The organism is Brevundimonas pondensis (assembly GCF_017487345.1).
Taxonomy (GTDB): domain Bacteria; phylum Pseudomonadota; class Alphaproteobacteria; order Caulobacterales; family Caulobacteraceae; genus Brevundimonas; species Brevundimonas pondensis.
Genome location: NZ_CP062006.1, coordinates 84742 through 101635 on the forward strand (window position 1 = coordinate 84742; position 16894 = coordinate 101635).

A 16894-nucleotide genomic window follows, 5' to 3' on the forward strand; every position below is an offset into this window, starting at 1 on the left:
ATCGGCGATTTGGTGTGATACGGTGTGCGGATGGACCAGTTCACAATCGAAAAGCCGAAGCTGTCCGCCGCGACATGGCTCGGGCTGACGCTGATCTCTGACACCGACGTATTGCGCTCAAAGAGCGTCATGGGCGGCTCGGTCGTTAAAGGGCCGCCGGGTGTGGTGGAGATGGAAAATCTCCTGTTCGTGCCCGGATGGCGGTGCCTGTTCACCAAGGACGGGCGGCGGGTTGAGGAAACCGTATCATTCGGCTCCTATCCCGGCATTCGTCCGATCACGGCCGCCAAGCTGGCGAAGCACGACCCGCCCGAAACCTCCGTTCGTGCCGAGCAGGTTATCGATGAAGTGGTCACGTTTGGCGGCCCGACCATCCCTCATTACGGCCACCAGCTGACGGACGGCATGGCCCGGCAGTGGTGGCGGGATGACAACCCCAGCCTGATTACAGCGCCCCTATCAGGGTATCAGCTGGCGCTTGCCGAAATGGGCTCCCCGCGCCGGATCATCAGCCCCGACAGGCCAACCCTTTTTCGCCGCGTCGTCGTCCCTCTGCCGTCGATCCTGACGGACGGGGTGATTCACGACGTTCACGACATGGAACACAGACGGGTTGCAGAAACCGCCCTTGTGCGCTCAGACTTCCACCCCGGCCCGAGGATCTATGTCTCGCGGTCGCGCTTGAGGTCGGCCCGATGCGTGGATGGGGAGCAGGAGCTCGAGGCGCTGTTGTCGCGCGCCGGCTACCAGATTATCCACCCTCAGGACCTCCCACTTGCGGATCAGATCGCCGCCTTTAACCGCGCCCGCGTTATCGTCGGATGCAGCGGGTCCGCTATGCACACCTCTCTGTTTCACCTTGGGGGTCCGCTAAATATCGTCACCCTATCCGGCCCGCGCTTCAATCGCCGGTTTTCACTCGTGGACCGTATCAAGTCCTACAAGGCGACCTATGTGCAGTGCCTGGGATTCACCGAGCGCGACGCGAGGGGCGCCATTTCGTCGATGAACTTGGACATGGCGCGCGCCATCGAAGGGCTTGATATCGCCGGGGCTCTCTAGCCGATCTTCTGAACCGACAGACGCGTGTTGACGTGAGTGTTCAGCGCCCCTCCGCCACTGGCCTGACGGCTCTGGACCTTCAGGGTCGCGCCGCCGGACGGAACGCGCACCCGTTCGGACACAGGGACGTCGGCTGGGTTCGAGCCGTCCTGCGGAAGGATGCGACGCGGCGCCCAAAGGCTCTTGTACCCCGACCCGGTGTCCAGCACGAGTCGGCTATCGCGGATGCCCGTGGCGTTGGGCGAGAACGCCACCACTCCGGACACGTCCCACAGGCCTTCGGCCAGAGTGAACGCGCCGGTCGACGCGTTGTAGAGCGCTCCGGGATCAACCTTGGCGATGAAGTCGCCACCGGGGCTGTTTCCGTTCGGGATGACATCGGTCCAGGTGTTGTCGGCAAGGGTTTGATTTTCGTCCGTGGGGACGTAGGCGAACGTTCCTGCGAAGCCAGTGCTGGCGGAAACCGTCGCCCCGCGCACGACATTGTTCCGGAACCAATTCGGTGCGGCCCGGTCCTTTACCGCAGCCCCGTCGACGAACCCCCCGTAGTCCATGAAGGACTTGCCGGCCATGGTGTGCACGCCAGAGCCGCCCGATAGTGTGAGAAACACACCGTCGAGCGCGTTGATGTAGGACGTGGCCACGCGTACCGTAAGGCCGAGTTCGTCCCACCCCAGCCAGTATGTGACGCCTGCGGTCAGCCCGGTCGGAAGGGCTCCCGCCGAAGTGAACGTGACGGGCTTCCCCTTGGTCACAGGGAAAGAACCGTCGGCCATGGTAAGATCGCCGCCTGTGCGCGACACCACGACCGACCCGACATGAGAAGCGATGACGTTGCCCTCGACTACCACGTCCTTGGGGAAGGACGCGCGCAGGGGATTGCCGCTATTGCGGTCCAACCCGACACCCATCGTCGGCGAGCCGATGTCCTTGTAGTAGCCGTTCGATCCGGTTTCCGAGATGACCAGACCAGAAACTCGAACTTGCTGCTGGTAGGGCTGGCCTTCGGTATCCGTCGGGCCGCCGATGACAACGCCGTAGCGCCCGCAGTGCTCGATGTTCAGGCCCGAGATATTGTCTCGGTAGTGAGCATGGGCCAGCTTCACGCCGTTGTTGAAGCAGTGGCGGACGACGCCGGTCACCTTGGCGCGCGTCGAGCCGTAGCCCGAGAAATCGACACCTTGGTCCACTTGCTCGACATGGACCTGGATCACGCCGTTGCGCACACGGTCGAGGGTCACACCGCGCGAGTAGCGCGAGCGCTCCACCGTGGTACGGTCAGTTCGGCCCAGGCGCGCGACCTTGGCAGCGAAGAAGGCCGTCTCAATGTCGACGAGCACCACACCTTCGACCGTGTCGTTCGTCTGTGTCGTGTGGACGTAGAAGCCGTCGTGGGCATACACATCGCCCGTGACAAGGCCGACTTTCTCGAACCGGATCAGCTCGCCCGCGTTGTTGCCGAACGCCTCCAGTCCCGTGACGCGCGCCCAGCCCACATGGCTGATCTCTACGCCGACGTTCGAGTGCAGGACGGTATCGGACGATCCGCCGTTGCGGTCGATCTTGACGTTATCCAGCACGATCCAGTCTGTAGAGCTGGCCCCGGCCCCCGAGAACTGAAGGGTCCGCGACGTTCCGGTCGTCTGGTTGGGGTTCAGGTCCTTGAACCGCGCGTTGCGGATGGTGAAGTTCGCCCCCAGCCCCGGCAGCCCACCGTTGAAGAAGCCGAAGTTCACGCCATACAGCTTGTTCCCGCCGTCGATAGGCAGGCCCGTCGATTTGGCGGCGGCGATCACCGCCAGCCACGCGGTCGTGTCGTTGGATGTGCCGTCCCCGGCCGCGCCGTAGCTCAACGGGCTCAGATAGACGCGAGACGCCAGCCCTAGGTTCTCGACGAAGCTTTCGGCCTCCTCCTCCGACAGGTTGGAGCCGTCCCGGTCCGCCTTGATGTTGGTGCTTTCGGCCGCCTGAATGCCGTTCACGTCACGCAGCCCGCCAATCGGCACATCGTCAGCGTCGCGGATGGCGATCGTATAGACCGCGTTCAGGTCCGCAAAGAGCGACGGAAACACCCCGGCTGCGTCCGCTATTACCGGGTTGGGGTGCGCCACATTGAGGGCATCAGTCGTATAGACCGCCTGCAACGTGGTCGTTTCGTTGAGGAAGAAATAGATCTTCGCTCCAGCCACTGGCGCACCATTGATATCAAGCGCGGGCATGTAGTTGGGGATGATGATGCGACCAGAGGCCATCATGTTCTCCGTCTTGGGAAAGCGGCGTCGTCCGACGCGGCGTGGTGTGTTATGGTGGCGCTATGAGCGAGAAACCGAGACACGCCCTATGGGGGCAGGATACGTCCCGCTGGAGCATCCTCACCCACGTGGTGGCCTGGGCCATCTTCCTGCCCTGCGCCTATGGCGTAGCGTGGCTGGCCGGCAAGCTGACCGACTTCATCCTGCCATTCTGATCCGAGGCTGTTGCGGCGCCTGAGCCGCCCCCGCTGCGCCGCTGAGTTGCGGCACCATGCGTTCGACAAGACGCAAGCTCTCTTGCTGGCTGAAACCGCGCTGACGCAGGATCGACAGAACCTCGTCTGTGCGCGACGGATCGGTGGCGAGGCTGATCAGCGTTTCGGCCTGTTGGTCGGACATGCCGCGCGACTTGAGCAGATCGATTGCGCCCCCAATGGCCTCTCCGAAACGTCCCGTCAGGACGTTGCCGACGATGTTGCCTGCCTTCTGGGCTTCGCCATCCTGGCTGTTCAGGAAGGTGTTCGACCCGGCGCGCGGATTGACGTTGTGGCCGGTCATCATCAACTGGCGACCGACACCCGCCCCCTGGCGCAGTTCATCCGCCCCTTCTTGACCCAGCAGAGCCGTGACTTTGCGCTGCATGTTCCGGTCGGTGGCGATGCTGTCGAGAACGCCCGGCGCGCCTCGCCCCGTTCCTGCGGCGCGCTCTAGCCCCGCACGGCCAGCCGCCGCCGCGATCTGGCGCTGAGCGGGGTCCATGCCCTCCACAGCCTGTACGAAGTCGGCAGGGTGGCCCTTGTTGCCCGCGAAGCGATCCCCGATCTCCACGGCGTCACCAAGACGGGCGCGCTGAGCGTAGCCCTCCAGGGCGTCGCCGTAGGCCGGAACCTGATCGCGCGCGTTCTGGCGCACCGCCCGGCCCGCCGCCCCAAAGACGCGCTGCGCATTGGCGTCGGTCCCGCCCGCCTTGCCGAGATAGAGCGACAGGAGGTCGGCGGCGCCAACAGAGATTTCGGTATTCGGCTGATCGAGCAGCGTGTCGGCCAACTGGTTCAGTTCGGCGGCGACGTTGCGTTCCTGCTCGTCCACCGAAGACCCGAAGAGGCGGGCGGCCTGACGAATGGCGGAACGGCCCTCTTCACCACGCAGGGCCATGACCGACGACGGGTCGAGTTGAACCCGCTCGCCGCGCACCGCATCAAAGGCGGGGCGAGATGCGTCACGCTGATAGGCTTTCAGCGCCACGTCTAGTTGCTCGGGCGTGGCCTCAATGGGCGAAACGCGCTGCGCGAGCCCCTGGGTGAAGTCCTGCACCTCGCCGCGCCGACCGGTGGCGAAGTTCTCAGCCGCCTGGCGTCCCGGCGTCTGACGGGTGGCGGCGACGCGGGTGCGCGACTGAACGACCGAGCCGCCAGCATCCGCAATGGTGGGCTCAGCGCCAAACCGGCGCATGTTCGCCACCTGGGCCTCCATGTCGGCCAGACTGACGCCTTGCCGCGCATTGTCTTCGCGGCGATCCTGATGGCTGAGGTAGTCCTTCAGCCCCAGCGCCTGGATGCGATAGCCCTCAAGGGCTTGCGGGGTGATGCTCTGCGGGGTCAGGCGGGCCGGGTCGATGCCGAACATCGGCGCGTATTGCTGGACGGCCGCGAACTGCTGATCCGGCGGCAGGTACTGGATGCTCTGGATCACCGCCGCCATTTGCCCGGCCTGCTGCGCGGCCTGAGCGCGCTCCCGTTCCGAGGCATTCGCCTTGAACTGCGCGATCTGCGCCAGTTCTTCGGGGCTGGAAGCGAACGAGGTCGCACCCTGATAGTCTCCGGTGCGCAGAGCGTCGGTCATGGCTGATGGTCATATCCAACTTCGCAATGAGCCGTCGCCGTTCGATGCGGTGCGGATCAACATCGAAGACCTGTTCACCCAGGCTAAGGGCTTTCTCGACGGCGATCCGGTCACGTCTCAGGCCGTGGCTGATGAGATCGGCGCCCTGCTGGCCGAAATCCGTCAGGCCGAGAAGGCCGCCGACGAAGCGCGCAAGCTGGAGAACAAGCCGTTTGATGACGGCAAGGCCGAGGTGCAGGAACGCTATGGTCTTTCGCCCATCTCCCTGAAGGAACCAAAGACGTGTCGCCAATGCGGTAAGGAGCGCTGTGTCGAAGCAGAGCGCAAGCTGGCTGAGGCGGAAAGGCTGAACGACCGAGCCGCCGATCTGATGCGCCAGTGCACCGATCCCGAGCGCTTCGTGGGCGCCAGCACTCTCAACGTCTACGCAAACATGAGGGCGTGGCTCTCTGACCTCAGCAAGGAGGCCGAACGTGGGTGAGATCGAAGCCATCAAGAAGATTGCCGAGGTCGCGAGTGCCGTCGGCTTTCAAGCAGGCGTTCCGGCCGCTGATGTGGCGGGGCAGCTTGTCTCGTTCCTCTACGCCAACCCGGAGCATGTCGAACGGTTCATGCGCGAGGGAGCCGAACTGTTTGTTGACGGCACCATTCAGCCCGAATGGGGCGGCCTCACATATCGCGCAGGCAACGGAGAAATACTGTCTCCCGCCGATCTCCGCGACCGGAAAGACATGGTGCGCCAATGACTGACCCTATGGAACTGGTGGGACGGCTGGAAGACCCGCGCATGGACGGCCCGCTCAATCGCGAAGCCGCCGCCTGCATCCGCGAGATGGTGGAAGTCGAAAACGACGCCATCCAGAAACGCGAAGGGCTGGAGGAAGACCTCTATCAGGCCGTCCTCGTCGCCTATCGCCGGGGAGCCGTCGAATGGACGCAGCTTAACTACCCGCAATGGATCAACGCGATTTCGGCGGGTCGTGAGGTCTGCCCGCCAGCACCAGGAGCAGAAGCATGACCGCTGACCTGTCCGCCCTCATCGCTAGGCTGGAGGCTGCCGAGGTGGGGAGCCGGGAGTTGGGCCATGATGTTCTGCTGTCCCTTGGCTGGCATCGTGACCAGATCGGAAACTTCTACGGTCCGCTCTACCAATGGTCATCGCCTGACCGCTCTCCGCATTTTATCAGCGGCGACGAGGACAAGCTGCCTAACCCGGCTATTTCCCTCGACGCCGCCCTTGCACTGGCTGAGAGGGTGTTGCCGGGGTTCACGTGGAGGGTGCAGCGCCACACCAGCGGAATGTTTGACGCGGCGCTGTGGGCCGATCCAGACGATAACTATGTCGGTTATGGCCGTACCCCATCGCCCGCGCTCTCTCTCTGCATCGCCATTCTCAAAGCCAAGGCACAGGGAGAGAGCAATGGGTGACGTGGTTCAGTTTCCGCAGGTCGTGCGCGAGGACGAGATAGTAACCGTCACGCTGGAAGATTTCTTTGCCGTGGTCACGAAGCAAAAGACGCTGGAAGACATCAAGTGGGAGAAGGCTCACGAAGCCCGCATCAAAGAGCTGACGGACATGGGCGTCGAGCGCCTACGTCACCTTTGGGATAATGTCAGCGACGAGACCTCCTTCTACGAAGGCGAGTTCGGGATGCACGACTGCGCCGACATTCACACTGCTCTGAACCGATTGGGGGATGGGTATTACTGTGCAGTCTGATCGCATGACCCCCACCACACCCCCTGATGGAGAGGGACGATGAGCGCCGCGAACGACCGCTTTGCGAACCTCGGCCCGGCCACCGAGGCCATCCTCTCGCGGGCCTTTTCCGACGCCGTGATGATCACCGCCCAGGCGGCGGCCCGGATCATCGGGGTTGACGACAAGACCTTTCACGCGCTCGTTGAGGGCCGGGCTATTCGATACGTCCTGATCGGGCGTAGCACCAAGCGATACACCGAGGCCGATATTCGGGCCTATCTGATGAGGGACACCGAACTGCCGTGTCGGTCTACAAACCCGCCAAGAGCCGTTTCTGGCAGTATGACTTCCAACACAAAGGTCGTCGGTTTCATGGCTCGACGGGCGTTGAAGGCAAGCGCGACGCAGAGGCGGTAGAGCGCCGCATCCGCATCCAGGCCGCCAAGGGCGAACTGGACGACGCCTCGCGCATGACCCTCGATGTGGCCGTGTCGAAATGGTGGGATGAGAAGGGGTCGACCCTCAAGGGCGGGGAGCGACTTGAAGCGAGGCTGGCTCGCATGATCGCTCTCGTCGGCCCGAACACTCCCCTGTCCGAAATCACGACGGAAGCTGTCGGTCGAGCCATCCAGAAGCGCCGCGGCCAGACCCTCACGAAGTCGAAGGCCAAGGGCGCGAAGGCCTATCTGCCGTCCAACTCGACAGTGAACCGTGACATGATCGACACCCTGAGGCCCGTCCTGAACCGGGCGCGCAAGGCTTGGGGCGCCAAGCTGCCCGTGATCGACTGGGCTGAACTGCGCATGGCCGAGCCCAAGCCCAAACCAAAAGAGTTCGCCGGCGACGAGTTGGCCCTCGTTCTGGCCGAGGTCCAGCCGCACTGGCACGACATGATCCACTTCGCGGCGCGCTACGGCTGCCGCCTGTCGGAACTGTTCTTCAGCCTGGATGACCTGGATGTTTCCGCCCCCGAGAACGCCCGCGTGAAGCTACGGAACCGCAAGGGCGGCGACGACCATACGATTCCGCTCCTCCCCGACGATGCGGCCATGTTAGCGGCTCGCCTTGGCCGGGCACGCAAGGCCGAGATCGGTACCGTCTGGTTTCGTGAGAAGGCATCCAAGGTGCGCGGCCGTCCGCCTCGCGTCGTCGCCCTGACCTACAACGGCGCGGCCATAGCGTTGCGCCGGGCGATGGAGCGGTCGGGCCTGAAGGCGTCCAAGGGGATGCGCGGCGCCCACGATCTGCGCCACCACAGCGCCATGCAGATGCTTCGGGCGACCGGGAACCTGCGCGTCGCCCAGAAGCTCCTCGGCCACGCCGATATCAAATCCACCCTCGTCTACGCCCATGCGGTTGAGGCGGACGTAAGAGCCGGGCTTGCAGCACTTTCCCGGAATAGTCCCGAACCCACCGAAGCCGAATCCGGAAAAGACGCGGCGGAACAGCCCGCTAAGGGCAAGTCGTCTGGCGCTTCATAACCCACAGGTCGGCGGTTCGATCCCGCCTCCAACCACCACGGATTTTCCCGTCGAATGTGTGATCAGCCCTGCGGAATTCGCGTGGCGCCGCCAGTGATCTTGCACAGATAGTCGCGCTGGACGTGGCCGGTGTTGGCGCCGCTGGGCGTCAGGATGCCGCCGCGCGCGGTGCAATCGGCTTCGAGGGTGTCCAGTTCCTGCTGGTAGGTGGGGTAGGTCTTGCTCGTGACGCAGGCGCCGAGGAGCAGGGGCGCGGCAAGAGCCGCGAGAATGAGGGGGGCGCGCATGACGGGTGTCTCCTTGCACTGACGGCTTAATGGTTCGCCGCGTGCGGACGTTCCGCCACCTGCGCCTCCGACGCAAGCCAAGCTTCAGAACGCCAGTACGCCGAGGTGTTCCAGAAGGATTTTCAGGCCCAGCGCGATCAGCGCAACGCCGCCGATCAGTTCGACGATCTTGCCCAGCCGCGTCCCCGCCGCCTTGCCGATCAGCAAGCCGAGCGTCGCCAGTGAGAAGGTGGTGAAGCCGATGCAGGCGGCGATCAGCCAGATGTTCGCCCCCAGCAGGGCCAGGCCGACGCCGACCGCGCCGGCGTCGATCGATGTACCGACGGCGGTGGCGACCAGGGCGACCAGGCCGCGCGAGACCGCTTTTCTTGTTTCAGCCTCTTCTTCAGCTTCGTCTTCGGGCTTCAGCGCCTCCCAGATCATCTTGCCGCCCACCGCGCCCAGAAGCCCGAAGGCGATCCAGTGATCGATGGCGGCGACGAAGCCGGCGGCGGCGACGCCCAGGGCGAAACCGATCAGGGGCGTGATGGCCTCGATCACGCCGAAGACCAGGCCCGAGCGCAGGGCCTGGGGCAGGGTGGGGCGATGCTGGGCACCACGGCCGATGGCGGCGGCGAAGGCGTCGGCGGACATGCTGAGCGACAGCACGGCGATGGCGATGGGGGTCATGACAAAATACTCAAGCCGGGCGCGTGACAGCACGTCCGGGCGCAGGCCGGCTCGGCCCCCGGATCGTGCTGGTCTCGCTAGGCGGATGTGATCCGCTGATCGCGCCATGCCCCTTGCGGAGGCAAGTGTGTTGACGCGATCCCGGCTGACAGACGCCGGAAGCTACTCCCCAACGCGGCCCCTCTAGCGTCTGGGGGCGGCGGGTTCAACCCCGTCGGGCTGGCCGGAGGCGACAAGGCGCCCCATCTGTGCTAGACGCCCCGGCTTCACCCCCGCCGCAGGATATCCAGCCTTGAGCATCTCGCTCGACCTTTCGCGTGCTTCCGCCCCCGCCAATGGTATTGGCAAAGCTCCCGTCAACCTGTCCGGTCTGACGCGCGAGGGCCTGCGCAATGCGCTGATCGAAGCGAACATCTGCCCGCCGGAGAAGGCCAAGATGCGCGCCTCGCAGGTGTGGCGCTGGATCCACCACTACGGCGTCACCGACTTCGCCCTGATGAGCGACATCGGCAAGGAGACCCGCGCGGCCCTGGCCGAGGCCTTCACCCTGGCCCGCCCCGAGATCGTCGAGCGTCAGGTGTCCAAGGACGGCACGCGCAAATACCTGATCCGCACGGCGCCCGGCATCGAGATCGAGGCCGTCTATATTCCCGACGTGGGCCGGGCCGGCGCCCTGTGCGTCTCGTCCCAGGTCGGCTGCACCCTGAACTGCACCTTCTGCCACACCGGCACGCAAAAGCTGGTCCGCAACCTGACCGCCGCCGAGATCGTGGCCCAGGTCCAGGTGGCCCGCGACGACCTGGGCGAATGGCCGTCGCCCAAGGAAGACCGCCAGCTGACGAACATCGTCTTCATGGGCATGGGCGAGCCGCTCTACAATCTGGACAACGTCGCCGACGCCATCGACATCATCTCGGACAACGAGGGCATCGCCCTGTCGCGGCGCCGGATCACCGTCTCGACCTCGGGCGTGGCGCCGCAGCTTCAGGCCCTGGGCGACCGCACCGCCGCCATGCTGGCCATCAGCCTGCACGCCACCAACGACGCCCTGCGCGACGTCCTGGTGCCGCTGAACAAGAAGTATCCGCTGGACCAACTGATGGCCGGCATCCGCGCCTATCCGGGCCTGGCCAACACCCGCCGCGTGACGTTCGAGTACGTCATGCTGAAGGGCGTCAACGACAGCCCCGACGAGGCCCGCGCCCTGGTCAAGCTGATCGAGGGCATCCCGTCGAAGGTCAATCTGATCCCGTTCAACCCCTGGCCCGGCACGGACTATGAGTGCTCGGACTGGAAGACCATCGAACGCTTCGCCGCCATCCTGAACAAGGCCGGCTACGCCTCGCCCATCCGCACCCCGCGCGGCCGCGACATCCTGGCCGCCTGCGGCCAGCTGAAGTCCGAGAGCGAGAAGCAGAGGGCGTCGGCCCGGATCAAGGCCGAGCGCGAGGGCGCTGAGGCTGCCTAAGTCGGTGGCTTCATCAGTTCGCGGTAGGTGAGGCCGGTGATTGCTCCGGCCAGCGGTAGGGCGGATGCGAAAACGAGGCCGGTGAAGCCCAGGCTGTTGCTGAGAACAATCGCGCCGACCAGAGTGGAGATAGCGCCGCCGAGCAGTCCGGTCGGGAGGGGGCGGTCACGTCTCAGTTGCGCCAACGTCCAGGCTGCGGGCGCGCCCAGTATGGCGACGCCCAGGAAGAAGCAGGGAAGAGACAGGTAGAAGCCGGCGGCGGCGATGAGGCATGCGCTCCCTGCCGATCCATCCACCCCGGGAAGTGCGCCCATCATGGCGCCGATGCCGAGTTGGGCCGCGACCGTCAGGGCAGCCAGGACGGAGCTTGCAGCGACGGCTGCGATCCAACGTCCGAGGACAGCGAGTTTCATAGGGGCGCCCTCTTCAGGCGAGCGTCTCTGTCGGCCATGGTTTCCGGCGTCCGCACGTTCCACGCCAGCCCCAGCCGTTCCAGCAGCTGGATGAACCGGAAGCCCCAGTCGCTCTGGCCCGGATAGAGGCCGATGCGGGCGGAGCCGGGCCAGGCGTGGTGGTTGTTGTGCCAGGCCTCGCCCATGGTCGGGATGGCGGCCCAGGGCACGTCGTGGGCCTGAACGCCCGCCTCGCGCACCAGCCAGGTCTGGGGGCCACGCCGGTGGGCCAGGTGGCCGACGAACCAGTGACCGATGACGCTGATCGAGACGCGGGCGCAGACGCCCCAGACCACGAAACCCCAGCCGCCGACCAGCCAGAGGGCCGCCGCGACGGGCGCCTGTTGCAGCATCCAGGTACGTTCCAGAAAACGATAGAAGGGGTCGCGTCCGATCCGGCCCAGATCGAAGCGCGGCGGATGGTCCAGCACAAGTCGGCAATGCATCTGCCAGACAGCGTCGACCATCATCGGACGGCGGTGCGCCAGATAGTCGTGGCAGTCGGTCTGGCGTTGCGCCCAGTCGCGCAGATCGTGGGTGCGGATCATCCAGAAGGGTCCGCTCATGCCCACCAGGGTCCCGAACCAGACCAGCGTCCGCTCCAGCCATAGCGGGCAGTCGAAGCTGCCGTGGATCAGCCGCCGGTGAAATCCGACCGAATGGCCCAGCAGCAGGGTCGCGCCCGTGGTGATGACGAAGACGGTCAGGGCGCCGAGGCTGAAGGTCGTCGCTCCAAAGGCCAGCGTCGCCGCCAGCATCCCGCCGTTCCACAGCGAATGGATCGGGTCCCAGACGACGCGACCCGTCACGGGGCTGCTGTCGGGCGTCTCGATCAGGCTGTTGACCGCGCAGGGATCAGGCTCGTGCATCGGGTCGCTCCGAGAAGGTAATTAAGCAATAACTTAAACACCGAAGTGTCGGGCTGGCAAGCCATTAGCAAATCGCTTAAATACCGATCCATGCAGCGCGTCTTTGAAGCCCTCTCCAGCCCTGTCCGGCGCAAGATCCTGGCCTATCTGGCCCATGCCGATCTGACGGCGGGCGAGATCGCGGCCAAGTTCGAGATATCCAAGCCGGCGGTGTCGCAACACCTGTCGGTGCTGGAGGTCGCCGGTCTGGTGACCAGCGAGAAGAAGGGCCAGTTCGTCCACTACAGCCTGGCGCCCGATCATCTGGCCAATACGCTGAACGGCTATGTTCAGGAGGTCTGTCCGGTCTCCAAGCCCCTGAAGCGCGAAAGCGCCGAGATCGCCAAGGGGCGACGAACCGACGCATCCTGATGTTTGCCTAACGCTGTTTTCCTGATCGGGTGTGGCTCCGGCGCCCTTGCGGAAGGGGCGGGGGATCGGGCAAGGCTGTTTTGCTTTCGTTCCCCTATCAGCTGGAGGCTGCGGGCTCGCACATCATGGACGCGTCGTCTCTGCCTAGCGTGCTGTCGAGTCCCGAGGTCCAGGCCTTCGCCACCGGATTTCCGATCCTGGTCCTGCATCTGGTCGTGACCTTCGGCCTGCTGGCCATGGGGGCGACGGTCTATGCCCTGCTGACGCCGTGGCGCGAGGTGGCGCTGATCCGTCAGGGCAATCCGGCCGCCGCCGTGGCCTTTGTCGGCGTTCTGGTCGGACTGGCCATTCCGCTGGCCGTCTCCCTGTCGATCTCGACCTCTATTCGCGACATCGCCATCTGGGGCGTGGCGACGGTGGTGCTGCAACTGTTGGCCTTCCGTGTCGTCGACTTGCTGCTGACCGGTCTGCCGCAGCGCATCGAGAAGGGCGAGGTCGCCGCCGCCGTGGTCCTGGCGGGCGCCAAGCTGGCCACGGCCCTGATCCTGGCCGCCGCCCTGACGGGCTGAGGGCGGCGCCATGCGCTTTCCCCATCTTCCGGACTGGACCATCTATGCGGCGGTGATCGGCGCCCTGCTGATCGTTTCGCTGGGCCGGCGTGAAAAGGCCGACGCGCCGCATCCGCCCGAGGATGACGAGGCGCACGGTCCCCTGCTGGGCCCTGTCACGCCGTTCGATCCGTCGGTCACCGTCATCGCCCCCGACATTCCCTTCCAGCCCTCGTCAGGCACAGCCTTCTCCATCGCCGGGGACGGTCGCTGGGTCACGGCGCGTCATGTGGTCGAGGGCTGTCCGCGCCCGGCCCTGGTGATCGGCGGCGGTCGCGCCCTGGCGGCCGACGTGCGGTTGGCGGCGCGGGCCGATGTGGCCCTGTTGCTGACCGAGGGCGGGCCGCCCGCTCTGCCGGTCGCGGCCGAGGCGCCGCTGCGCAAGGGCCAGCGCGCCTTCCACCCTGGCTTCCCCCAGGGGCATCCGGGAGAGGTCGCTTCGCGCCTGCTGGGCCGTGAGACGCTGAAGATCCGCGGGCGCGGCGAGCGCGACGAGCCGGTGCTGGCCTGGGCCGAGGCCGGGCGCACCAAGGGCTTGAAGGGCACGCTGTCGGGCCTGTCGGGCGCGCCGGTGCTGGATCGTCGCGGCCGGGTGCTGGGCGTGACCATCGCAGAGGCGCCGCGTCGCGGCCTGATCTACACCACGGCGCCCGACACCTTTGTCCCCGCTATCCGGGGCGAGCAGCGGGCGGACGAAAAGGCCCTGGGCGAGGCGGTCAATACCGACAACTACGGCCAGGTCGCTGACCGGCTGCGGCGTGATCTGCGCGTGGCTCAGGTGGTCTGCCTGACAGCCTGAGTCCCGTTTGAGAATCCTCCCCCGCCGCCAAGCGGCAGGGGAAGAGAGAAGCCTCTAGCGCAGCGTGGCGCTGTCCAGGTTCAGGTCGGTCAGAGGGATGACCTCGACGTTCGGGTATTTGGCCCGCAGGCCGTCGATGAACTTGGAGGCGTCGCCAACGATGACCAGGCTGGCCCGGTCAGTGGGCAGGTGTTCGGCAAAGGCGGCCTCGACCTGTTGCGGGGTGACCGAGCGGATGCGCCCGGCGTAGCCGGCGAGATCGCTCATCGGCAGGTCGTAGAGGGCCAGGTTGGCCACCAGACCGCCCAGACCGTCCACCGTTTCCAGCGAACGGCCGAAGCCGCCGATCAGGGTGGCGCGGCGCGGGGCCAGTTCGGCCTCGGTCGCTGGGGCCGTCCCCAGCTTGCCGACCTCGGCCAGGATCAGGTCGGCCACCTCGGTCGCCGTCTCGTTCTTGGTCTGGGTCGAGGCGGTGAAAACGCCGACGTCCTGCTGGGCGCCGACCGAGGAACGGGCGCCGTAGGACAGGCCGCGCTTGATGCGGATTTCCTGGTTGAGGCGCGACGAGAAGCCGCCGCCCAGCAGGGTGTTGCCCAGCGTCAGCGGGAAGTAGTCGGCGTCGGTGCGCCTGATGCCCCGGATGGCGGCGGTGACGGCGGCCTGACCCGCGCCCGGCTGGTCGATGACGACGATGCGGGGCGACAGGGTCTGACCAGCCTTGGCCACCGGGGTCGGAGCGGCGGACGACGGTTCGCGCCAGTCGCCAAACGCCGCCTGCGCCAGTTCGCGGGCTTCAGCAGGCGTGACAGCGCCCGAGAAGACGATCGTGGCCTGCGACGGGCGATAGCGGGCGGCGTGGAAGGCGGCCACGTCGTCGCGGGTGATGGCGGGCACGCTGGTCAGAGTGCCGCCGCCGGGCGCGCCGTAGGGGGCGTCGCCGTAGACGACGCGCCCGACCGACTGGGCGGCGATCGAGCCGGGCTGGCTGAGCGCGACGCGCAGGCCGTCCAGGGTCTGCGACTGCTGACGCTCCAGCTCCTCGGCGGCGAAGGCCGGGTTGCGCACCAGATCGGCCATCAGGCTGAGCGAGCGGGCGAACACGTCCTTGGGCGCATTGGCGTAGACATTGGTGAAGTCCGCGCCCGAGCCCGCGCCGATATTGGCGCCCAGCTGTTCGATGGCGGTGGCGATCTCCGGCGCCGACTTCGTCTTCGTGCCCTGGGTCAGCAGGCTGGCGGTCATGGAGGCGACGCCCGGTTTGCCCGCCGGGTCGTTGGCCGAACCGGCGTTGAAGTTGAGGCGGGCCGAAACCAGGGGCAGGCCCTCGGTCGGGGCGACCAGAACCCGCATGCCGTTGGCCAGACGGAAGTCGGCCACCGCAGGCGTGGCGGGGGCGACTTCCGCGCCCGGCTGGGGCAGGCGGGCGCGCTCGGCCTCCGGCAGCAGGACGGCGACCGGACCGGCGGGAGCCAGCTCGGCCACGGTGACGGGGGCGTCCACGTTCATCTTCTGCACGCTGGCCGGATGTTCATCGTCGGCGGGCAGGTAGTTGATGGTGATCTGGCGTTGCGGCGTCAGATAGCGGCGGGCCACGCGCTGAACGTCGGCGGCGGTGACGGCCTGGATCTCGGCGATCTCGCGGTCGGCGGCGGTGGCGTCGCCGGTCATGATCAGGGCCATGCCCAGGGTCGTCGCGCGGTCGTCGATGCTCTCGCGGCCACGCAGCGCATTGGCGACCAGCTCGTTCTTGGCCTCGCTCAGTTCGGCGGCGGTTACGGGGGCGTCGCGCAGGCGGGCGATCTCGGCCTCCAGCGCGGCCTTGCCAGCGTCCACCGTCTGACCGTCGGCCATGATGGCGTAGGCGGTCAGGTTGCCGGCCTGCTGGGCGAAGTCGGGGTTGGAGCCGATCGAGGCGGCGATCTGCTTGTCATAGATCAGCGAGCGATAGAGGCGGCTGGATTCCCCGGTCGACAGCACGCCGTCCAGCACGGTCAGGGCGGCGCGGTCGGCGTCGCGATAGGCCACGGTGTTCCAGGCCAGGACCACGGCGGGCAGGGGCACGTTGGGCGCGTAGTAGGTGGCGGTGCGCGGGCCGGTCGGTTCCGGCTCCTTGACGTTGTTGACCGGCATGGGCGTGGCCGGGCGCTTCAGCGGCGCGAAGTATTCGTTCACCCATGCGTCCAGCTGGGCCTGATCGAAGTTGCCGGCGACGATCAGCATGGCGTTGTCGGGCCGGTAGTAGGTGGCGTGGAAGCGCAGGACGTCATCCAGGGTCGAGGCGTTCAGTTCCTCGATCGAGCCGATGCCCGGACGGCGATAGGGGTGGTCCTGATAGATGGTTTCGGGCGTGAACAGGCCGAACAGGCGGCCATAGGGGCTGGCCAGAATCCGCTGGCGGTATTCCTCCTTCACCACATCGCGCTCGGAGACGAAGGTCGCCTCATCGACCACCAGGGAGCCCATGCGGTCGGCCTCGGCGAAGAGGATGCGCTGCAGGTGGTTGGCGGGGACCACTTCGTAATAGGCGGTGACGTCGTCTGCGGTGAAGGCGTTGTTCATGCCGCCGACGTCCTCGGTCAGACGGTCGAACGTCTCGGACGGCATGTTCTTCGTGGCCTTGAACAGCAGGTGTTCAAACAGGTGGGCGAAGCCCGAGCGGCCGGCCGGATCGTCCTTCGACCCCACGCGGTACCAGACCTGGACCGTGACGTTCGAGGTCGAGGCGTCGCGGGCGGTATAGACCTCCATGCCGTTGGCCAGCACCCGCTTGTTGAAGCCCAGCGGCGGCACAGCCACCCCGCCCTGGGCGGCGGTGGTGACGGCGGGCGCCGCGCCTTCAGCGAAAGCAGCGGCGGGCAGGCCCAGCAGCAGGGCCGAGGCGCAGGCGGTCAGGATCAGGCGGGTCTTCATGGGCGTCAGGTTCCGGTCGCCCGCCGGCCGCGCCGGGGGCAGGTCAGCCGGAACCCTATCAGCGCCTCGCCGCCGCGCACCT

General features: G+C 66.3%; 20 protein-coding genes and 1 riboswitch. Of the genes, 13 read left to right on the top strand and 7 right to left on the bottom strand.

Going from position 1 to position 16894, the window contains the following annotated elements; all coding sequences use genetic code 11:
- Positions 1–30: 30 nt before the first annotated feature.
- Complete coding sequence (locus tag IFE19_RS00420; protein WP_207824699.1) at positions 31–1062, top strand: glycosyltransferase family 61 protein; 1032 nt, start codon at positions 31–33, stop codon at positions 1060–1062.
- Here the strand turns inward: IFE19_RS00420 and IFE19_RS00425 are convergent.
- Positions 1059–3317: a hypothetical protein gene (locus IFE19_RS00425; protein ID WP_207824702.1), complete on the bottom strand. Its 2259-nt coding sequence runs from the start codon at positions 3315–3317 to the stop codon at positions 1059–1061. The genes IFE19_RS00420 and IFE19_RS00425 overlap by 4 nt on opposite strands.
- Before the next feature lie 59 nt (positions 3318–3376).
- Between IFE19_RS00425 and IFE19_RS00430 the strand changes: the two genes are divergently transcribed.
- Positions 3377–3529, top strand: coding sequence for a hypothetical protein (locus IFE19_RS00430; RefSeq protein WP_207824704.1), 153 nt, complete (start codon positions 3377–3379; stop codon positions 3527–3529).
- Here IFE19_RS00430 and IFE19_RS00435 read toward each other — a convergent pair.
- Positions 3513–5156 (bottom strand): hypothetical protein, encoded by a 1644-nt coding sequence (locus tag IFE19_RS00435; RefSeq protein WP_207824705.1) that lies wholly within the window; start codon positions 5154–5156, stop codon positions 3513–3515. The genes IFE19_RS00430 and IFE19_RS00435 overlap by 17 nt on opposite strands.
- On the opposite strand from IFE19_RS00435, the gene IFE19_RS00440 reads away from it, so the two are divergent.
- Genes IFE19_RS00440 through IFE19_RS00470 form a run of 7 tightly spaced genes read left to right on the top strand, consistent with a single transcriptional unit; the run spans position 5155 to position 8339 of the window.
- The gene (locus tag IFE19_RS00440; protein WP_207824707.1) at positions 5155–5637 is read left to right on the top strand and encodes a hypothetical protein; all 483 of its coding nucleotides are present in this window, start codon (positions 5155–5157) and stop codon (positions 5635–5637) included. The two genes, IFE19_RS00435 and IFE19_RS00440, sit on opposite strands and share 2 nt — an antisense overlap.
- Positions 5630–5902, top strand: a complete 273-nt coding sequence (locus IFE19_RS00445) for a hypothetical protein (RefSeq protein WP_207824709.1) — start codon at positions 5630–5632, stop codon at positions 5900–5902. Before IFE19_RS00440 ends, IFE19_RS00445 begins: the two co-directional genes overlap by 8 nt.
- Positions 5899–6174, top strand: a complete 276-nt coding sequence (locus IFE19_RS00450) for a hypothetical protein (RefSeq protein WP_207824711.1) — start codon at positions 5899–5901, stop codon at positions 6172–6174. Before IFE19_RS00445 ends, IFE19_RS00450 begins: the two co-directional genes overlap by 4 nt.
- Positions 6171–6584 (top strand): hypothetical protein, encoded by a 414-nt coding sequence (locus IFE19_RS00455; RefSeq protein ID WP_207824713.1) that lies wholly within the window; start codon positions 6171–6173, stop codon positions 6582–6584. Before IFE19_RS00450 ends, IFE19_RS00455 begins: the two co-directional genes overlap by 4 nt.
- Positions 6577–6876 carry a hypothetical protein gene (locus tag IFE19_RS00460; RefSeq protein ID WP_207824721.1) on the top strand — a complete coding sequence of 100 codons (300 nt, stop codon included), beginning with the start codon at positions 6577–6579 and terminating at the stop codon, positions 6874–6876. Before IFE19_RS00455 ends, IFE19_RS00460 begins: the two co-directional genes overlap by 8 nt.
- Before the next feature lie 39 nt (positions 6877–6915).
- Positions 6916–7275: a helix-turn-helix domain-containing protein gene (locus IFE19_RS00465; RefSeq protein ID WP_207824723.1), complete on the top strand. Its 360-nt coding sequence runs from the start codon at positions 6916–6918 to the stop codon at positions 7273–7275.
- Positions 7161–8339 (top strand): tyrosine-type recombinase/integrase, encoded by a 1179-nt coding sequence (locus tag IFE19_RS00470; RefSeq protein WP_207824725.1) that lies wholly within the window; start codon positions 7161–7163, stop codon positions 8337–8339. The genes IFE19_RS00465 and IFE19_RS00470 overlap by 115 nt, the downstream gene beginning before the upstream one ends.
- Positions 8340–8401: 62 nt before the next feature.
- Here IFE19_RS00470 and IFE19_RS00475 read toward each other — a convergent pair whose 3' ends face one another.
- Positions 8402–8626 (bottom strand): hypothetical protein, encoded by a 225-nt coding sequence (locus tag IFE19_RS00475; RefSeq protein WP_207824727.1) that lies wholly within the window; start codon positions 8624–8626, stop codon positions 8402–8404.
- A gap of 84 nt (positions 8627–8710) precedes the next feature.
- Positions 8711–9295 (bottom strand): manganese efflux pump MntP, encoded by a 585-nt coding sequence (locus IFE19_RS00480; protein ID WP_207824729.1) that lies wholly within the window; start codon positions 9293–9295, stop codon positions 8711–8713.
- A gap of 79 nt (positions 9296–9374) precedes the next feature.
- Positions 9375–9473: riboswitch (yybP-ykoY riboswitch) on the bottom strand.
- A 114-nt stretch (positions 9474–9587) separates the two neighbouring features.
- Here IFE19_RS00480 and rlmN point away from each other — a divergent pair.
- Positions 9588–10763: a 23S rRNA (adenine(2503)-C(2))-methyltransferase RlmN gene (rlmN, locus tag IFE19_RS00485; RefSeq protein ID WP_207824730.1), complete on the top strand. Its 1176-nt coding sequence runs from the start codon at positions 9588–9590 to the stop codon at positions 10761–10763.
- Here the strand turns inward: rlmN and IFE19_RS00490 are convergent.
- Together IFE19_RS00490 and IFE19_RS00495 are read right to left on the bottom strand one after the other, a co-directional pair.
- The gene (locus IFE19_RS00490) at positions 10760–11176 is read right to left on the bottom strand and encodes a hypothetical protein (protein ID WP_207824732.1); all 417 of its coding nucleotides are present in this window, start codon (positions 11174–11176) and stop codon (positions 10760–10762) included. The two genes, rlmN and IFE19_RS00490, sit on opposite strands and share 4 nt — an antisense overlap.
- Positions 11173–12084, bottom strand: coding sequence for an acyl-CoA desaturase (locus IFE19_RS00495; RefSeq protein ID WP_207824734.1), 912 nt, complete (start codon positions 12082–12084; stop codon positions 11173–11175). Before IFE19_RS00495 ends, IFE19_RS00490 begins: the two co-directional genes overlap by 4 nt.
- 90 nt (positions 12085–12174) lie before the next feature.
- On the opposite strand from IFE19_RS00495, the gene IFE19_RS00500 reads away from it, so the two are divergent.
- From IFE19_RS00500 to IFE19_RS00510, 3 genes are all read left to right on the top strand, one after another.
- Positions 12175–12495 carry a metalloregulator ArsR/SmtB family transcription factor gene (locus IFE19_RS00500; RefSeq protein ID WP_207824735.1) on the top strand — a complete coding sequence of 107 codons (321 nt, stop codon included), beginning with the start codon at positions 12175–12177 and terminating at the stop codon, positions 12493–12495.
- Between the two features lie 125 nt (positions 12496–12620).
- The gene (locus IFE19_RS00505; protein ID WP_207824737.1) at positions 12621–13064 is read left to right on the top strand and encodes a DUF350 domain-containing protein; all 444 of its coding nucleotides are present in this window, start codon (positions 12621–12623) and stop codon (positions 13062–13064) included.
- A gap of 10 nt (positions 13065–13074) precedes the next feature.
- Positions 13075–13902: a S1 family peptidase gene (locus tag IFE19_RS00510; RefSeq protein WP_207824739.1), complete on the top strand. Its 828-nt coding sequence runs from the start codon at positions 13075–13077 to the stop codon at positions 13900–13902.
- 54 nt (positions 13903–13956) lie between these two features.
- On the opposite strand, the gene IFE19_RS00515 is transcribed toward IFE19_RS00510, so the two are convergent.
- The gene (locus IFE19_RS00515) at positions 13957–16812 is read right to left on the bottom strand and encodes a M16 family metallopeptidase (RefSeq protein ID WP_207824741.1); all 2856 of its coding nucleotides are present in this window, start codon (positions 16810–16812) and stop codon (positions 13957–13959) included.
- Between the last annotated feature and the right edge of the window lie 82 nt (positions 16813–16894).

Excerpts from the sequence above, each read along its gene's own strand:
- IFE19_RS00420 (WP_207824699.1), top strand. The coding sequence starts at position 31 with ATGGACCAGTTCACAATCGAAAAGCCGAAGCTGTCCGCCGCGACATGG.
- IFE19_RS00425 (WP_207824702.1), bottom strand. The coding sequence starts at position 3,317 with ATGATGGCCTCTGGTCGCATCATCATCCCCAACTACATGCCCGCGCTT.
- IFE19_RS00430 (WP_207824704.1), top strand. The coding sequence starts at position 3,377 with ATGAGCGAGAAACCGAGACACGCCCTATGGGGGCAGGATACGTCCCGC.
- IFE19_RS00440 (WP_207824707.1), top strand. The coding sequence starts at position 5,155 with ATGGCTGATGGTCATATCCAACTTCGCAATGAGCCGTCGCCGTTCGAT.
- IFE19_RS00435 (WP_207824705.1), bottom strand. The coding sequence starts at position 5,156 with ATGACCGACGCTCTGCGCACCGGAGACTATCAGGGTGCGACCTCGTTC.
- IFE19_RS00450 (WP_207824711.1), top strand. The coding sequence starts at position 5,899 with ATGACTGACCCTATGGAACTGGTGGGACGGCTGGAAGACCCGCGCATG.
- IFE19_RS00455 (WP_207824713.1), top strand. The coding sequence starts at position 6,171 with ATGACCGCTGACCTGTCCGCCCTCATCGCTAGGCTGGAGGCTGCCGAG.
- IFE19_RS00460 (WP_207824721.1), top strand. The coding sequence starts at position 6,577 with ATGGGTGACGTGGTTCAGTTTCCGCAGGTCGTGCGCGAGGACGAGATA.
- IFE19_RS00465 (WP_207824723.1), top strand. The coding sequence starts at position 6,916 with ATGAGCGCCGCGAACGACCGCTTTGCGAACCTCGGCCCGGCCACCGAG.
- IFE19_RS00475 (WP_207824727.1), bottom strand. The coding sequence starts at position 8,626 with ATGCGCGCCCCCCTCATTCTCGCGGCTCTTGCCGCGCCCCTGCTCCTC.
- IFE19_RS00480 (WP_207824729.1), bottom strand. The coding sequence starts at position 9,295 with ATGACCCCCATCGCCATCGCCGTGCTGTCGCTCAGCATGTCCGCCGAC.
- IFE19_RS00490 (WP_207824732.1), bottom strand. The coding sequence starts at position 11,176 with ATGAAACTCGCTGTCCTCGGACGTTGGATCGCAGCCGTCGCTGCAAGC.
- IFE19_RS00495 (WP_207824734.1), bottom strand. The coding sequence starts at position 12,084 with ATGCACGAGCCTGATCCCTGCGCGGTCAACAGCCTGATCGAGACGCCC.
- IFE19_RS00500 (WP_207824735.1), top strand. The coding sequence starts at position 12,175 with ATGCAGCGCGTCTTTGAAGCCCTCTCCAGCCCTGTCCGGCGCAAGATC.
- IFE19_RS00505 (WP_207824737.1), top strand. The coding sequence starts at position 12,621 with ATGGACGCGTCGTCTCTGCCTAGCGTGCTGTCGAGTCCCGAGGTCCAG.
- IFE19_RS00510 (WP_207824739.1), top strand. The coding sequence starts at position 13,075 with ATGCGCTTTCCCCATCTTCCGGACTGGACCATCTATGCGGCGGTGATC.
- IFE19_RS00515 (WP_207824741.1), bottom strand. The coding sequence starts at position 16,812 with ATGAAGACCCGCCTGATCCTGACCGCCTGCGCCTCGGCCCTGCTGCTG.